Origin of the sequence: Bacillus sp. ISL-47 (assembly GCF_018613175.1) — a bacterium.
Classification (GTDB): Bacteria; Bacillota; Bacilli; order Bacillales; family Cytobacillaceae; genus Cytobacillus.
On sequence record NZ_JAGGQS010000008.1, the window covers coordinates 136,599 to 150,789 of the forward strand.

A 14,191-nucleotide genomic window follows, 5' to 3' on the forward strand; every position below is an offset into this window, starting at 1 on the left:
CTATAATTCCTTTATTTATCAACGTTTTGGTATGGTTTTAGTATAGGAGCGAATTATTAAGATTTGGTTAATTATCCATCTCCGGCAGTTTGAACAATTTGTGACGACACAATTCTGCCATACTCATGTAACCGGGCAGACCTTGATCGAAGAAACAAGCTGGAATAGATGGTAAAATAAAATGATAAGGATAGAATGGATTTATAAGGGGCTATAGGGCTTCATAACGCAAAAGTCAGGTGAGAATAATGAGTATAACGGGTATTATTTTAGCAGGAGGGCATTCAAGCCGAATGGGCGAGAATAAAGCCCTTTTAAAAATAGGCGGCAAAACGGTGATTGAACGCATAGCAAATCAATTGGCTTCTATATCATCAGACATGATTGTCGTGGCCAACAATCATGAAGAGTACCAGTTTCTTGGGCTTCCGATGGTTAGTGACCAATGGAATGAAAAGGGCCCGCTTGCAGGTATCCATGCAGGCTTGACCGCATCCGGTACGCAAAAGAACCTCATTGTTGCATGTGATATGCCATTCATATCTGCAGAGCTTGGGAAGATTCTACTCAAAGAACTAGAAAGCCAACAGGCAGCGGTGCCTGAAATCGAATCCCGGCTTCATCCGCTTTTTGCAGCTTATCGAAAGGAAACGAAGGAAGCGGCAGAACAAGCTTTGAGGGACAACAGACTGAGGATTCGTGAGTTTTTGCATAAGATAAATGCTTCGATTATGAAGGATAAAGAACTTAAGAGGATGGGGTTTTTAAGTGAAGAAGCCCATTTCTTTAATATGAACAGCCCGGATGAGTACCAAATGGCATTGAAAATGGCAGCTGGAGAGGGCATGGATTCTAATTAGTATAAATGGAAGGCAGTCATTTCACTTCCGGCAGCATATATGTCAAAATGGAGCAAATGCTGATTTTAGATTGTAAGAGCTTTCCTATAGAATAATGAGGTGATTCAATGAATTTTGAGATTTCAAAAGAGCCAATTGATATCCAAAGTGTGATAGATAAAGTGGTGCAGCGGGAAGCAGGGGCCATTACAACCTTTATTGGGACCGTCCGCGAGCTGACACATGGCAAAAAAACGCTTTATTTAATTTATGAAGCGTATGAAGCAATGGCAGTTAAAAAGCTTGAGCAAATCGGAAAAGAAATCAAAGAGCGCTGGGATGGGGCAGAAGTGGCTATCACACACCGTACAGGCAAGCTGGACATCACAGATGTTGCGGTTGTCATAGCGGTCTCCACTCCCCATCGTGCGGATGCCTATGAAGCAAACCGATATGCCATCGAAAGAATCAAAGAGATCGTGCCGATTTGGAAAAAGGAACATTGGGAAGACGGAGAAGAATGGATCGGAAATCAGCTGGAAACAGTTGCATATCCAGAAGGGAAACCGGAGGCGAAGGATTTAAATGAATAAAATTATGTTTTTTGCCCATTTACGGGATCGTGTTGGGGAAGAGTCAGTGACCATGGATGCAAGCGGAAAAACGATTGCGGAACTGAAGCAATTGCTGTCGGAAGAATACACGGTGAAATTGGACACTGTCATGGCAGCAGTGAATGAAGAATTTGCTTCAGATGATGAAGTGATCCAGGATGGAGATACGGTCGCATTTATACCTCCTGTAAGCGGAGGGTGAGGTAAGCTTGATAGGAAGGGGATGCAGCCATGTCTGAAAGGTATTCACGGCAGACCTTGTTTCCGCCGATCGGAAAAGAGGGGCAGGAAAGAATCTGCTCCAAGCATGTGCTGATAGTCGGAGCTGGTGCTCTGGGGTCGGGCAATGCGGAAATGTTGACACGGGCGGGAATCGGCAAATTGACGATCATTGACCGGGATTATGTGGAAGCGAGCAATCTGCAGCGTCAGCAGCTTTATACAGAAAGGGATGTAGCTGAAAAACTTCCAAAAGCGGCTGCGGCGGAGAAGCGCTTAAGGCTTATTAACTCGGATGTGGAGATACGCCCGGTGATCGGGGATGCTACTCCTGAAAAGCTGGAAGAGCTTGTTGAGGGAGTAGATCTTATCCTGGATTCCACTGATAATTTTGAAACCAGAATGGCAATTAATGATATCTCGCAAAAATATGAGATTCCCTGGATATACGGAGCCTGTGTCGGCAGCTTTGGTATGAGTTTGACCATTATTCCTGGCAGGACTCCTTGCCTGAATTGCCTTTTAAAAAAGATACCGATCCAGGGAATGACCTGTGACACGGGCGGAATCATTGCGCCAGCTGTGCAAATGGTCATTGCCCATCAAGTTGCAGAGGCACTGAAGATTTTGGCAGAGGATTGGGATGCGATCAGAACCGCGATGGTGAGTTTTGATTTGTGGCGGAACCAGTATACGAGCATGAAGGTATCAAAGGCGAAGGATGAAGGCTGTTTATCATGCGGTAAAGAGAGAACCTATCCCTATTTGCAGACAGAAAACATGATGAAGTCTACTGTTCTATGCGGAAGGGATACGGTACAAATCCGCCCGCCAAAAGAGCAGGAAATCCAGTTGAGTGAACTGGCTCAGCAATTGAAATCACTTGGCTATCAGGTAAAAGGCAATCCATATTTGCTGTCAGCTGATATGGAAGAACAGCGCCTCGTCATTTTTAAGGACGGACGTGCCCTTATTCATGGAACAAAGGATTTAACACAGGCAAAATCGATTTATCAGCGACTAATGGGATAAAAACAAAAAACGAGCCCGGACTATTAGAGAATAGTCCGGGCTCGTTTTTATATTTGCTGAGGGTTTAAGGCCTGTTTTTTATTTAACTTCGTCTGTACCTACAATTACCAGTTTGCCTTCATCCAGTACCTTTTCGTACTGTTCAGCTTCTGTTTCTGTTAAGCCGACAGATTCGAACTTGGAACGAAGCTCATCGCCGCGCTTTTTAAATACGTTGCCGACAGAATCGAATAATCCTTGCTCCTTCATGCCAACATCACCTGTATCAGTAGCATCTGAAAGGTGCTCGGAACGATCCTTGTCATGGGCGAAAATATAGATGTTATCTTTATTAAATCCTTGACTCTCCAGCATTCCGATTGTGTCTGTTGCTTGTACACCATTCTCTACGACTTCGATTTTATACATATTTAACATCCTCCTCATAAGATTTAGACTCATAAGATTTAGACTGTATATTTGAAGGGCTTAATCCTGCCCGTTATATTTTATATTTATCCGCTCTGCTATATTTTAAACATGGGTAAAAGAATGATAGATTAAGTAATGTGACAGGTTACTATTTATGTGGGTGCTATCGGGGTATATAAAAATAGAGGCACGAGCCTTTCAGATGAAATGGGGAGGGGATCCTTATAACGAAAGATATTTTAAATAATGACTGGCAGAAAGTTCTTGGTGAAGAGTTCCAGAAGCCTTACTATTTGCAGCTGCGGGCGTTTTTAAAGAAAGAATATGAGGAGCATATCGTTTACCCGAAGCAGGAGGATATATTTAATGCTCTCCATTATACATCCTACGAGGATGTGAAGGCTGTTATCCTTGGACAGGATCCCTATCATGGGCCTGGCCAGGCGCACGGATTAAGCTTTTCGGTGAAACCGGATGTGAAGATTCCGCCGTCCTTAAAAAACATTTTTAAAGAGATGCAGGCTGATTTGGGCTGCGATATACCCAACAATGGCTACCTATTAAAATGGGCTAAAGAAGGTGTGCTTCTATTAAATACAGTTCTGACAGTCCGAAAAGGAAAGGCTCATTCACATAAGGGGAAAGGATGGGAGCTGTTTACCGATCGGGTCATCCAAAAGCTGAACGAGAGGGAAAAGCCTGTTATCTTTCTATTATGGGGAAAACCAGCACAGGAAAAGGGAAAGCTCATTGATGATTCCAAGCATTTGATCTTGACCTCTCCACATCCTAGCCCGTTTTCGGCCCGTAAAGGCTTTTTTGGCAGCAGGCCATTCTCAAAAGTGAATGAACTTCTAAGGGAACAGGGAGAGGAACCAATCGATTGGAAGATTCCTGATCGGTGATTTGATTCGTCATGTTTCACGTGAAACATACATTTATTTTGAGAGAATAAAAGAATGTGCTCGAAATATCTCCTGCCTTCCGCTGGATATGAAAAAGGGATGAAAAAAACAGATGAGTTCACAGCGAGTAGATTGTTTTAAATGCAAATACTTTTATGTCACTTGGGATCGGAACCATCCAAAGGGATGCAGGGCTTTCCAATTCAAAACGAGACTGATGCCCTCCATCGAAGTTTTTAGGGCATCTGGTCATCCCTGTTTGCGTTTCGAAAAGAAAAACTGATAAACTTTAAATTGGCCTCAGGAGATAGAAGATGGCCTAGATAGCTATAATGGCAATAGGAAAGCAGAATAATCGCTTTTCGCAGAAAGAGGTGAAGTGTTTGAATATCTCTGTTCAAAAACTTTTGGGTAAAATGGAAAAGGAATTGCTTGAAGCAAAAAACAGCTCGTCTGAAGCACGTATCAGGGAAAGGGTACAGGCGATCAAGTCTTTGTGCGAGATCGTGTTGGAAGAATCGGATACAGGAAGCACTTCTGTTGCTGCTTCTGTCAGCCATACATACAGTGCACCGGCTGCACAGCCTGCGAATTTGCTGCCAAAGAAAATGAAAATGAATGATGAAGCAAACGGTGATTCACTGTTTGACTTTTAAAATGGGATAAGAGGTGTAGGGGAACATGAAGTTATTTATTATTATTGGAGCCATTAATGCTTTTTTATCAGTTGCTTTGGGAGCATTTGGAGCTCATGGGCTTGAGGGCAGAGTGGAGCCAAAGTATTTGGAAACATGGAAGACAGGTGTAACCTATCAAATGTTCCATGCAACCGGCTTGCTGATTATCGGCGTCCTGCTTGGAAAACTGCCGGCGACTGCCTTGCTATCATGGTCAGGGTGGCTGATGCTTATTGGCATTATCCTTTTTTCCGGAAGCTTATATGTATTAACACTGACAAAAATCAGCGTGCTGGGAGCGATTACCCCGTTAGGCGGAGTAGCCTTTTTAGCGGCGTGGGTACTGCTGATCATTGCTGCAGTTAAGTATTTATAATACGTTTTTTCGCAAAGTTTGTTGCTATCAAATTTTAATCACTGAGTTGATTGGAGCGGAATGCGCGAGATCCTTGAAAATGCTGCCGCATTTTCTTCGTGCGGTGTCCCTTCGAAGAAGCTTATTCAACGTCCTACGGGACTAGCGTTCCAAGGGAGACCCCGCAGACGCAGAGCGTCGAGGAGGCTTCCGGAAGCCCCGTGGTTCGCTAAGTGCCTCGTGCTGAAATCAACGGGCAGAATTCTAAGCAAAAACAACAATCTATACGAAAAGAGAGCCTTATAATAAGAAAAGGAGCTTTGACATAGGGTCAAAGCTCCTTTTCTTTTATCTTGGCGAGTATTGGGTCATTCCAGCCCCTCCGCCGAAAGGATATTCGTATTCAATTTCTTCATCAAAAGTTACATAATCCAGATAAATCATTAGAATGAGGTAACGTGTGCCTGTTTGCGGATCACTGAGGATTAAATGGTCCCTCCCTGCAGCTTCGATGATGCCTTTAAATATCTTTGCATTCCACTCTGTATTGTTTTCAAAGGTTGTATACACAGTAGCAAGCTTTCCTTTGTTCAAACGCAGAATGTTTTCAACGTAGGACTGTTCAAGCGGAAGCATGCCGGGAATCTGAGGACCTGGTGCAGCGCCTGCACTCACGCCTGCAACGGTTCCGGCAGGCGGCATTTGCTGAAATTGCGGCTGTGCCTGCTGATAGGGCTGTGCCTTAGGGGCACCCCCTGTGTAGGGCTGCTGGTAACCATAATAAGGGTATTGACCGTAATTAGATTGACTCAATTTTTTCCCTCCTAAAAATTAAAATCAGCCATCTTAAGCTAAGTAATGAAGCAAAAGAGATTTCATTTTGCTAATAAACAGTCGGACAGTCCTCCGGGGTTGGTTTATAAAGTAATAAGCTTAAACCGGCCGGATTCCATTGGTTAAACCATTGGACCGGGCATCTGCCTGAGGGCGGAAAAACCATAACGCGATGCTTGCAGGGTGGTGGCGCTGTCCGTTTATGACTTTGCGGGCCAAATCAAGCTCACTTTACCGCGCACCTTGATAGAAGTAGCCTTTTTGTGTGGCTAAAAACCCGCCTGGACTCTGGAAGACCATCCTTCTGATTGACCGGATATCCTTGAAGTCTATACAATCACCCGGACACGGTTAACCCCCACATCTTCCTCAGCTTCAGGACGCATGAGCCGGGCCAGAAGCTTAACATCTTCCTCGGTGTAAGGGATAACTCCCATCACTTCACCTCTCTTTTTGCGGAGCCTTGATGCTGCGGGAAAGAGAATTGCATATGAAGTTATATTAGAAACTCACTATTTCATTAGTATGTAGGGGCATGTTTTTTTATGACTTGAGAAAAGAAAAAACTCCCAGCCTAAGCTGAGAGTTCTGAGAGCCCATATTAGTTTACATGCAGAAACTTTCCTACTTTATCTTCTTTAAGGATATTTCCTACGAAGAAAGCGCCGAATTCTCCGTAGCGGGCACTTACTTCATCAAAGCGCATTTCATAAACGAGCTTTTTGAATTGAAGAACATCATCAGAGAATAGGGTTACGCCCCATTCGTAATCATCAAAGCCGACAGAACCGGTGATGATCTGCTTTACCTTTCCTGCATATTGGCGGCCGATCATACCATGGCTGCGCATCATATTGCGTCGTTCCTCCATCGGAAGCATATACCAGTTGTCATTACCCTGACGACGCTTGTCCATTGGATAGAAGCAAACATGTTTAGCTTTTGGCAGTTCAGGATAAAGGCGTGCCAAAATTTGCGGATTTTGATAAGGGTCTTCACCTGCAGGCAGGTAATTGCTCAATTCAACAACAGAAACATAAGAATGAGCTGGAATTGTAAATTCAGCTAATTTTGTTTTGTTGAATTCGTTTTCAATTTTATTCAGTTCTTCCATTGTAGGCCTTAAAATCATCATCATAAAATCTGCTTTTTGCCCAACAATTGTATAAAGGGCATGGCTGCCATTTTTCTCGCTCTGTGTAGTATTCCATTTGTCCACTAGGGCCATGAATTCATGGATGGCTGCTTGGCGCTCATCGCTTGAAAGCATTTTCCAAGTAGTCCAGTCAACTGTACGGAAGTCATGTAAACAATACCAGCCGTCAAGCGTTACTGCTGCTTCACTCATTACGATCACTCCTAATATGTACTAAAAATTCTCATCACTACTATAACATAGTTTCTCCATTTAACATGTGTATAAAACTTGAAATGTTGGAATTAATCGAGTACCAGGTACCTATACCACTTCGATCAATTGGTATAGGTACCTGGTACTCAAAAATGCCGTTTACAAAAAGGCTAATATGGTTATCTTAAAACAAGGTATGAATATAAAACAGGCTGCATCTGAAGGTTACTTATTATTGGAAATTTACCGAAAACAAAAACATTTCAACTGAAAACGCTAACAGTGACTGAACTCCTTGAAATTCTGGGCATGAAGAGTATTCTAAGGGAGTATATAGGGTAAGTTCTATTAAATGAACGGAAATCAGATGCCTTAGGAGGAATTTACATGAGTGATTTATTCTCGGTTTTAAAAGAAAAAGTTTCAGGACAAAATTTAAAAATCGTTTTTCCGGAGGGGCAGGATGAGCGTATTTTAGCGGCAGCAGGTAGATTGGCTGCTGAAAAAATTATCACCCCTATCCTGGTTGGAAATATTGCAGAGATCGAAGCAAAAGCAAAGGATATGGACATTTCCCTTGAATCCGCAGAAATTTACGATCCAAACAGCTTTTTGATGATGGATGAGCTTGTAGCGGCATTTGTTGAGAGACGTAAAGGCAAAGCAACAGAAGAAGATGCACGGAGAATTCTTCTTGATGAAAATTACTTCGGCACAATGCTTGTGTATGCCAATAAAGCAGACGGCCTTGTGAGCGGTGCGGCACATTCTACGGCAGACACGGTGCGCCCGGCCCTTCAAATTATTAAAACAAAAGAAGGCGTCCGCAAAACTTCCGGTGTATTTATCATGGTACGCGAGGATGAAAAATATGTTTTCGCAGATTGTGCGATCAATATTTCACCTGACAGCCAGGACTTGGCTGAAATTGCGATTGAAAGTGCAAAGACTGCAAGAATGTTCGATATTGAACCACGTGTAGCCATGCTGAGCTTTTCCACTAAAGGATCAGCCAAGTCTCCGGAAACAGAAAAGGTTGCAGGCGCACTTGAGGCAGCGAAAGTGCGCGACCCATTATTGATCATTGACGGAGAATTCCAATTCGATGCGGCATTCGTTCCATCTGTTGCAGAGAAAAAGGCTCCGGATTCACCGATCCAGGGGGATGCAAATGTATTTATCTTCCCAAGCCTTGAAGCGGGCAATATCGGTTATAAAATTGCCCAGCGTCTTGGAAACTTTGAAGCTGTTGGACCCATTCTGCAAGGCTTAAACCGTCCGGTCAATGACCTATCCCGCGGATGCAACGAGGAAGACGTATATAAGCTCGCACTAATCACTGCAGCCCAGGCTCTAAATCAATAACGCCATACTTGAAGCCGGTCCCTTGCGACTGGCTTTTTTGCTATAATAAGTCTGTTATGAGACATTGGCCGATTAACTGCAGGTTTTGGCCGTTAAAATCGTATTTTTGGCCGATAAAGTGATAGATTTGGCCGATACATTGGCTGAATTGGCCGTTAAAGGTGGAATTCTGGCTGTCAAGCTTGTAAAGACGGCCCTAAAATAGATAATTCAGAGCCGATAAGCGTGTTTTTGACTAGGAATATCGGGAAAAGGGGATCAAAGTAGATGAATTTGGCACAAGATTTACTGAAGCAGGAGGAGTGGAGAGTCATTGACCAGTCTGCATTGGCTGTCCATTTAAATGCCCTGCACTCATTCGGGATGGATGATACGCTTTGTGCTTCTGTCGGGTCTGGTGCGGCGCCCGCGACTGCGAGGACATGGGTCCACCATAATACCATAGTGCTCGGCATTCAGGATACCAGGCTTCCTTGTTTACCTGAGGGAATTGACTTTTTAAAAAGCCAGGGCTATCAGGTTATCGTCCGGAATTCTGGCGGGCTGGCTGTAGTCCTGGACGAAGGTGTCCTGAATATATCGCTGATTTTTCCGGAAAACGAAAAAGGCATAGATATTAACCGGGGATATGACGCGATGTGGATGCTGATAAAAGAGATGTTTTCCGATTTTAATAAAGAGATAGAAGCCAAAGAGATTGTTGGGTCCTACTGCCCGGGAAGCTATGATTTAAGTATAGGCGGGCAAAAGTTTGCCGGCATATCACAAAGGCGTCTCCGCAATGGGGTAGCGGTGCAAATTTACCTTGGGGTGAATGGCAGCGGCAGTGAGCGGGCGAATTTGATTGGGGAATTCTATGCTCTTTCCAGAAGGGGCGAACAAACAAAATTTCAATATCCTGAAATCCAGCCGGCTGTTATGGCTTCTCTATCAGAATTGCTTGATACAGAGCTAACCGTCCAGGATGTGATGCTGCGCTTTTTGCAGGCTTTAAAAAGTAAATCAGGCCGCCTTTATGCAGGTCAGCTGACAGAGGATGAAGCGAGTTTATTTGAAGCTTATTATCATCGGGTCACAGAACGGAACGAGAAGGTATTGGGTGAATAAAGAAAAGCCGTAAACCACAGTGGTTAACGGCTTTTCTAAATGGGGCATTGCTGCCATTTTCTCCTTCTCCTGAAGACCGGAAGCTTTTTCTATAAAATAAGGAAAAATGTGAACGTTGATATTTGTCTAGCTCCAGCGCCTACCCCCTCGAGGTCACAATCCAATCCTCCCAAAAAGGCAAAGGACGCCTTTCCGGAAGGCTCGTCTTGTGCTTGTCGGGGGTGGGCAAGGCGCTTCCGCTTTTCTATTCAGCTACTCTCTCCAAATTGCCATTTCGGTCCATTTTAAACTTGGAGGCCGGTCTGTCTTCTTCGTCAAATAGAACAAAATTGCGCGCTCTGTTCATGATTTTCATAAGTGTCTCGTAATCTTCCTGAATGGTTACTGTATTTTCCTCCAGCTCGCTGATCTTGCTTTCCAGCTCCTGGTTACGGCTTCTAAGATCTGCGTTTTCGCGCTTCAATCTTTCATTCTCATTTTTTAGTATATCAAGCTGAATGCCAGAGTGATTTAATGTTTGCAAATATGAAATGACGCTATCCAAATCCAATTGGGCAGGAGCCGTATAAGCTGGTTCCGAGTAAGTGGATGTATAGGATGATACGGCTTCTGTTCTTTCGGCTGTTTCATTCTCTGTCCGCTCTTCATAAAAGTCTGCAGGGGATGGCGGCACTATTGTATTTGACACAACGGGTGCTGCTTCAACTTCCTGCATAGTAGGCACTGGCGGAGAGTATAAGAGTTTCTTCTTGCCTCCCTGTTCTTTGCCTAGCATTCTTTGTCTTTGCTTGCGCTGTTTCTTTGCAAGCTGAAGCGCTTTTTCGTATTGATGCCTTACAACCGCGTTCCAGCGGAATCCGCAAGCTGCAGAAGTGCGGTTCAGCTTATCTCCAACCTCTTCAAAAGCATTTAATTGTGTACTGCCTTCCCTGACATGCCTTAATACTGTTTCAGCTAGCAATAAATCATTTTCGTCTGTCCATGCGTCCTGACGTACTTTCATTCATCCTCAACTCCCTATTTCTTTAACATTTTGTTCTTGCCTTAGTTAAAGGATGGACAAACTTGTCAGATTTTATACAAAGGTGATTAAAAGGATAGTAGATTTTTTGAAAAATTAGTTTTCGCTAGATACGTATGGCGGTTTTATGAAGATTAGTAAGATACACCACCCAAGTTAATGATTACAGCTTGCAAAGCTGCCGGATAAGATTTAAAATAGCCTGTAGCAGTTAGGCAGGGTGTTTGCTATTCAGTCCTTACTTGAATAGAAATACCGTGCATCGGACATGCTTTAATAAGGAAATTTCCTGCTATAGAGGCTGTTTTTAATTAGCATCGAGCAGATTGGGCGGAAAGCGCGAGATTCTCGAAAATGCATTTGCATTTCCTTCGGCTTGTTAATTCGGGGGTGCTTTAGCAACGTGTCCAGCGGGAAAAGCTAGCCTGCAGGTGCCTGCAGCGGAAATCAACAATTAAGTTTGACAGAGCTATTATTTAAAATAAAAGTTAGACCGCAGAAAGGGTTGTAATAGAATGGCAAACGAATTTCGTGTTTGCGACGATTGTCAGGCAGTAAACCTAAAAACACTTATACCGCGTTTGAAAGAAATAGATCCTGACGCTAAAATTGATATCGGCTGCCAGTCCTATTGCGGACCAGGCCGAAAAAAGACATTTGCTTTCGTCAATAACCGTCCCCTTGCCGCATTAACGGAAGAGGAATTGATGGAGAAAATTAATAAGAAGCTGAAAAAATAAATCGCCTTTTGACTTTTGTCCTTAGGTGATTTTTATTTTTGCCCAAGTTTATCTTGGGCTCCCATTTGGTAAAGAGATAGAATGGACAGCTTATTGTTATTTTTGAAAAAGTCGAAAAATATTTTTGGGCATAGATGATTGCTGTCATGCGGTTCCTGTCGAATGGCTATGAATAACGGGGAATTTTGTGATGAATTGGGATAGTAATCGGGATATAATAATAACAGGTTATAAAAGCGGAGAGCGCTCATAAAGGAATGCAGACTAACGACGCCACGCCTGTGGCAGCGTCTGCTTAACCCGCATCCCAGCGGGCTTTAAGATATCGGGCCGATCGCGCTCGGAGCGGAACACAGACATAAGCGGAGGGAAAAGATGGCATATTCGGCGGAAAAGTTAAGCGAGGAAAAGGTATTTAAAGATCCCGTCCACCGTTACATACACGTCAGGGACAGAGTCATTTGGGATTTGATAGGAACAAAGGAGTTTCAGCGCCTTAGAAGAATTAAACAGCTTGGAACAACCTACTTAACCTTCCATGGTGCTGAGCATAGCCGTTTTAACCACTCGCTCGGAGTTTACGAGATTGTACGGCGAATAGCTGATGATGTGTTTATCGGCAGGCCGGAATGGAATGAAGAAGAACGCCTCCTCTCATTATGCGCGGCACTTCTCCACGATTTGGGGCATGGCCCGTTTTCACATTCCTTCGAAAAAGTATTTGACCTCGACCATGAGCATTATACAAGAGCAATTATTCTTGGTGATACCGAGGTTAATCAGGTGCTTACAAAGGTGAGTTCCGATTTTCCTGAAAAGGTAGCAGAGGTGATTGCCAAAACCTCCAAAAATAAGCTGGTCGTCAGCCTGATTTCAAGCCAGATTGACGCAGACCGAATGGATTATCTGCAAAGAGATGCTTATTTTACCGGTGTCAGCTACGGCCATTTTGATATGGAGCGGATCTTGCGTGTCATGAGGCCGCGTGAGGACCAGGTAGTGATTAAGCAGAGCGGAATGCATGCAGTGGAAGATTATATTATGAGCCGGTACCAGATGTATTGGCAGGTGTATTTCCACCCGGTTACCCGCAGTGCAGAGGTTATCCTGACCAAAATTCTGCATCGTGCCAAAGATTTGCACGGACAAAATTATACGTTTAAATACGATCCCATCCATTTTTATTCATTATTCAGCGGTGAGATCACACTTGAAGATTATATAAAGCTTGATGAAGCTATTATTCTTTATTATTTCCAGATGTGGCAGGAGGAAGAGGATCCCGTCCTGAGAGATCTCTGCTGCCGCTTTATGGACCGGAATCTATATAAATATGTGGAATTTGATCCTGCAAAAGAGTATAAGAAGCTGGCTGAGTTGTCCGCTTTATTTAAAAAAGCAGGCATTGACCCGGAATATTATCTGGTTGTTGATTCGTCATCAGACTTGCCTTATGACTTTTACCGGCCAGGTGAGGAAGAAGAAAGATTGCCCATTCATTTGCTGCTGAAAAATGGGGATATCCGCGAGCTTTCCCGTGAATCGGAGATCGTTGATGCCATTTCGGGTAAACGCAGAACAGACCATAAGCTGTATTTTCCGGCTGACTTTATTTCAGACGACAGCAAAAAGCCGAATATAAAAAAACAAATCAGAATGCTGCTGGAAATCGATTAAGACTGCATAAAGTCCATTTGATTTTCTATAGATACGGGAAAAAACGGAGTAGGAGATGAAGAGCTTTGTTAAAGGATCACGCCAAATTAATGCATGCCATTGCAGTCTCTGAAGAAATTGTGGGACGGAAAAAGCTGCAGAAAATGATTTATATCGCCAAGAACATCGCATTTCCTTTTCAGGAAAGATTCCAATTTCACTTTTATGGCCCTTATTCCGAAGAGCTCACTTTAAGGGTCGAAGAGCTTTGCAATATGGGGTTTTTAAACGAAGTGAAAGAGAAAAAAGGCGGCTACTACCAGTATCGGTATACACTCACAGAAACAGGCAAGGAATTCTTGACTGTTAATGAAGTGGAAATGCCTAGCCTGCAGAACTGCCTAATGGATATGAACGGCCAAAATGCAAGATTCCTTGAGCTTGTCTCAACTGTCCTTTATTTTAATGACCTTCCAAAAGAAGAAGTTAAAGAAAAGGTTTTTACACTAAAAAGCAAACAGCGCTACACAGACGAAGAAGTGGAGCAGGCCTATCAATATATTGAAAGCTTAAGAGAAAAAGCTGGGCAGCATTAAATGCCTGGCTTTTTTGTGGTTAAGAGACCTATACGCAGAGAAAAAATCTTATGTGCAGAGAAATCAGATCTATACGCAGAGAAAAATTTCTATGTGCAGATAAATGGTAGCTATACGCAGAGAAATCTATTTAAACTTAATAATTTTCATAAAAAAGGGCAGTTCCCACTGAAAAAGAATATTTTTCAATGGGAAACTGCCTTTTTAATAAAATAATCCAGAATTTATTCGTCGCTGAAACGCTTGCCGCCAATTGCATAGTGGTTTTTGGACATTTCCTCGATAAATACGACAATTTTATCCTTGGAAGCACCAGTTGTTTCGTTCACTGCATCTGTTACTTTTTCTACAAGCGCCTTTTTTTGTTCCTCGGAACGGCCTTCCAGCATTTTTACTGTTACGTATGGCATTTTGTATTACCTCCTCTTATTTTACTGATTGTAGTTTTCCATATTTTTTCGCAATGTGC

General features: G+C 43.2%; 17 protein-coding genes and 1 pseudogene. 12 read left to right on the forward strand and 6 right to left on the reverse strand.

Annotated features, from left to right (window positions below):
- The first annotated feature begins 248 nt into the window (after nucleotides 1-248).
- The 4 genes from mobA (at nucleotide 249) to J7I93_RS04055 (ending at nucleotide 2,704) form a co-directional block, all read left to right on the forward strand.
- Nucleotides 249-860: a molybdenum cofactor guanylyltransferase gene (mobA, locus tag J7I93_RS04040; RefSeq protein ID WP_214723539.1), complete on the forward strand. Its 612-nt coding sequence runs from the start codon at nucleotides 249-251 to the stop codon at nucleotides 858-860.
- A gap of 107 nt (nucleotides 861-967) precedes the next feature.
- Entirely contained in the window at nucleotides 968-1,432 is a 465-nt protein-coding gene (locus J7I93_RS04045) for a molybdenum cofactor biosynthesis protein MoaE (RefSeq protein WP_110063660.1), read from the forward strand.
- The gene (moaD, locus tag J7I93_RS04050; RefSeq protein WP_214723541.1) at nucleotides 1,425-1,655 is read left to right on the forward strand and encodes a molybdopterin converting factor subunit 1; all 231 of its coding nucleotides are present in this window, start codon (nucleotides 1,425-1,427) and stop codon (nucleotides 1,653-1,655) included. Before J7I93_RS04045 ends, moaD begins: the two co-directional genes overlap by 8 nt.
- Nucleotides 1,656-1,684: 29 nt before the next feature.
- Nucleotides 1,685-2,704, forward strand: coding sequence for a thiazole biosynthesis adenylyltransferase ThiF (locus J7I93_RS04055; RefSeq protein WP_214723543.1), 1,020 nt, complete (start codon nucleotides 1,685-1,687; stop codon nucleotides 2,702-2,704).
- 78 nt (nucleotides 2,705-2,782) lie between these two features.
- Here J7I93_RS04055 and J7I93_RS04060 read toward each other — a convergent pair whose 3' ends face one another.
- Nucleotides 2,783-3,112: a YflT domain-containing protein gene (locus tag J7I93_RS04060; RefSeq protein ID WP_214723545.1), complete on the reverse strand. Its 330-nt coding sequence runs from the start codon at nucleotides 3,110-3,112 to the stop codon at nucleotides 2,783-2,785.
- A 227-nt stretch (nucleotides 3,113-3,339) separates the two neighbouring features.
- Between J7I93_RS04060 and J7I93_RS04065 the strand changes: the two genes are divergently transcribed.
- The 3 genes from J7I93_RS04065 (at nucleotide 3,340) to J7I93_RS04075 (ending at nucleotide 5,073) form a co-directional block, all read left to right on the forward strand.
- The gene (locus tag J7I93_RS04065; protein ID WP_214723606.1) at nucleotides 3,340-4,020 is read left to right on the forward strand and encodes a uracil-DNA glycosylase; all 681 of its coding nucleotides are present in this window, start codon (nucleotides 3,340-3,342) and stop codon (nucleotides 4,018-4,020) included.
- A 374-nt stretch (nucleotides 4,021-4,394) separates the two neighbouring features.
- Nucleotides 4,395-4,676 carry a YwdI family protein gene (locus J7I93_RS04070; protein WP_353050253.1) on the forward strand — a complete coding sequence of 94 codons (282 nt, stop codon included), beginning with the start codon at nucleotides 4,395-4,397 and terminating at the stop codon, nucleotides 4,674-4,676.
- A gap of 25 nt (nucleotides 4,677-4,701) precedes the next feature.
- Nucleotides 4,702-5,073, forward strand: coding sequence for a DUF423 domain-containing protein (locus J7I93_RS04075; RefSeq protein WP_110063667.1), 372 nt, complete (start codon nucleotides 4,702-4,704; stop codon nucleotides 5,071-5,073).
- A 327-nt stretch (nucleotides 5,074-5,400) separates the two neighbouring features.
- Here the strand turns inward: J7I93_RS04075 and gerQ are convergent, their stop codons facing one another.
- From gerQ to hemQ, 3 genes and pseudogenes are all read right to left on the reverse strand, one after another.
- Nucleotides 5,401-5,865, reverse strand: a complete 465-nt coding sequence (gerQ, locus tag J7I93_RS04080; protein ID WP_214723549.1) for a spore coat protein GerQ — start codon at nucleotides 5,863-5,865, stop codon at nucleotides 5,401-5,403.
- A gap of 70 nt (nucleotides 5,866-5,935) precedes the next feature.
- Nucleotides 5,936-6,323 (reverse strand): annotated as a pseudogene (locus J7I93_RS04085) (cell wall hydrolase).
- 164 nt (nucleotides 6,324-6,487) lie between these two features.
- Nucleotides 6,488-7,234, reverse strand: coding sequence for a hydrogen peroxide-dependent heme synthase (gene hemQ / locus J7I93_RS04090; protein ID WP_214723551.1), 747 nt, complete (start codon nucleotides 7,232-7,234; stop codon nucleotides 6,488-6,490).
- Nucleotides 7,235-7,624: 390 nt separating this feature from the next.
- On the opposite strand from hemQ, the gene pta reads away from it, so the two are divergent.
- Both pta and lipL read left to right on the forward strand, forming a co-directional pair.
- Nucleotides 7,625-8,602 (forward strand): phosphate acetyltransferase, encoded by a 978-nt coding sequence (gene pta, locus J7I93_RS04095; RefSeq protein ID WP_214723553.1) that lies wholly within the window; start codon nucleotides 7,625-7,627, stop codon nucleotides 8,600-8,602.
- A gap of 267 nt (nucleotides 8,603-8,869) precedes the next feature.
- Complete coding sequence (gene lipL / locus J7I93_RS04100; RefSeq protein WP_214723555.1) at nucleotides 8,870-9,709, forward strand: octanoyl-[GcvH]:protein N-octanoyltransferase; 840 nt, start codon at nucleotides 8,870-8,872, stop codon at nucleotides 9,707-9,709.
- Nucleotides 9,710-9,953: 244 nt separating this feature from the next.
- Here the strand turns inward: lipL and J7I93_RS04105 are convergent, their stop codons facing one another.
- Nucleotides 9,954-10,712: an RsfA family transcriptional regulator gene (locus J7I93_RS04105; protein ID WP_214723557.1), complete on the reverse strand. Its 759-nt coding sequence runs from the start codon at nucleotides 10,710-10,712 to the stop codon at nucleotides 9,954-9,956.
- Between the two features lie 533 nt (nucleotides 10,713-11,245).
- Here J7I93_RS04105 and J7I93_RS04110 point away from each other — a divergent pair.
- From J7I93_RS04110 to J7I93_RS04120, 3 genes are all read left to right on the forward strand, one after another.
- Nucleotides 11,246-11,470 (forward strand): YuzB family protein, encoded by a 225-nt coding sequence (locus tag J7I93_RS04110; RefSeq protein ID WP_026581947.1) that lies wholly within the window; start codon nucleotides 11,246-11,248, stop codon nucleotides 11,468-11,470.
- A gap of 375 nt (nucleotides 11,471-11,845) precedes the next feature.
- A complete protein-coding gene (locus J7I93_RS04115) occupies nucleotides 11,846-13,147 on the forward strand; it encodes an HD domain-containing protein (protein ID WP_214723559.1) in 1,302 nt (433 codons plus the stop codon).
- A gap of 65 nt (nucleotides 13,148-13,212) precedes the next feature.
- Entirely contained in the window at nucleotides 13,213-13,722 is a 510-nt protein-coding gene (locus J7I93_RS04120; protein WP_214723561.1) for a YwgA family protein, read from the forward strand.
- Between the two features lie 224 nt (nucleotides 13,723-13,946).
- On the opposite strand, the gene J7I93_RS04125 is transcribed toward J7I93_RS04120, so the two are convergent.
- The gene (locus tag J7I93_RS04125; protein WP_214723563.1) at nucleotides 13,947-14,132 is read right to left on the reverse strand and encodes a 2-hydroxymuconate tautomerase; all 186 of its coding nucleotides are present in this window, start codon (nucleotides 14,130-14,132) and stop codon (nucleotides 13,947-13,949) included.
- Nucleotides 14,133-14,191: the final 59 nt, after the last annotated feature.

Excerpts from the sequence above, each read along its gene's own strand:
- mobA (WP_214723539.1), top strand. The coding sequence starts at position 249 with ATGAGTATAACGGGTATTATTTTAGCAGGAGGGCATTCAAGCCGAATG.
- J7I93_RS04045 (WP_110063660.1), top strand. The coding sequence starts at position 968 with ATGAATTTTGAGATTTCAAAAGAGCCAATTGATATCCAAAGTGTGATA.
- moaD (WP_214723541.1), top strand. The coding sequence starts at position 1,425 with ATGAATAAAATTATGTTTTTTGCCCATTTACGGGATCGTGTTGGGGAA.
- J7I93_RS04055 (WP_214723543.1), top strand. The coding sequence starts at position 1,685 with ATGTCTGAAAGGTATTCACGGCAGACCTTGTTTCCGCCGATCGGAAAA.
- J7I93_RS04060 (WP_214723545.1), bottom strand. The coding sequence starts at position 3,112 with ATGTATAAAATCGAAGTCGTAGAGAATGGTGTACAAGCAACAGACACA.
- J7I93_RS04075 (WP_110063667.1), top strand. The coding sequence starts at position 4,702 with ATGAAGTTATTTATTATTATTGGAGCCATTAATGCTTTTTTATCAGTT.
- hemQ (WP_214723551.1), bottom strand. The coding sequence starts at position 7,234 with ATGAGTGAAGCAGCAGTAACGCTTGACGGCTGGTATTGTTTACATGAC.
- pta (WP_214723553.1), top strand. The coding sequence starts at position 7,625 with ATGAGTGATTTATTCTCGGTTTTAAAAGAAAAAGTTTCAGGACAAAAT.
- lipL (WP_214723555.1), top strand. The coding sequence starts at position 8,870 with ATGAATTTGGCACAAGATTTACTGAAGCAGGAGGAGTGGAGAGTCATT.
- J7I93_RS04105 (WP_214723557.1), bottom strand. The coding sequence starts at position 10,712 with ATGAAAGTACGTCAGGACGCATGGACAGACGAAAATGATTTATTGCTA.
- J7I93_RS04110 (WP_026581947.1), top strand. The coding sequence starts at position 11,246 with ATGGCAAACGAATTTCGTGTTTGCGACGATTGTCAGGCAGTAAACCTA.
- J7I93_RS04115 (WP_214723559.1), top strand. The coding sequence starts at position 11,846 with ATGGCATATTCGGCGGAAAAGTTAAGCGAGGAAAAGGTATTTAAAGAT.
- J7I93_RS04125 (WP_214723563.1), bottom strand. The coding sequence starts at position 14,132 with ATGCCATACGTAACAGTAAAAATGCTGGAAGGCCGTTCCGAGGAACAA.